This window comes from Cellulomonas carbonis, assembly GCF_014636275.1.
Taxonomy (GTDB): domain Bacteria; phylum Actinomycetota; class Actinomycetes; order Actinomycetales; family Cellulomonadaceae; genus Actinotalea; species Actinotalea carbonis.
Genome location: NZ_BMEB01000059.1, coordinates 1 through 529 on the forward strand (window position 1 = coordinate 1; position 529 = coordinate 529).

Consider the following 529-nt stretch of genomic DNA (forward strand, 5'->3'; position numbering starts at 1 on the left):
CGCCGGCGTCGGCGCAAAGCCGATTTCCCCGAGGCCGACGGTGGTCAGTGGCGGTGGGCGCTGGTCATGGCCAATAACCTCGCGATCGTGGTGCTCGCCTTCCAGGTGTGCGCGATCTACATGTCCGGTGGTCTCTACAAAGCCGGCGGCAGTGCCTGGCAGCACGGCTTCGCCGTCTACAACCCCCTGCAGACACAGCAGTTCGGGACCTGGCCCGTTCTTTCCGACCTCGTCACCGCCTGGGGTCCGGTGGTCGTGGCGATCTCGTGGGCATCGGTGCTCTTCCAGTGTGCGTTCCCGTTCATGCTCTTCAACCGCTATACCCGCATCATCGGTCTGCTCGGCATCCTCGCCTTCCACTTGGGGATCGCTTTGCTCATGGGTCTGCCGTGGTTCTCGCTGACGATGATCGCCGTTGACGCGATCTTCATCCGCGACCGCAGCTTTGAGAAACTCAACGGAGCTTTAAAGCGGTGGTGGATCTCCAGCTCTGAGGGGGAGGAATGGGTGAGGGTAAACTCAGCGCGCC

The 529-nt window shown here is 62.6% G+C and carries 1 protein-coding gene; it reads left to right on the plus strand.

Annotation, left to right across the window (positions count from 1 at the left end; translation table 11 throughout):
* Positions 1–529 (plus strand): HTTM domain-containing protein (locus tag IEV86_RS17695; protein ID WP_188484860.1); only part of this gene is annotated, 529 nt, incomplete at both ends.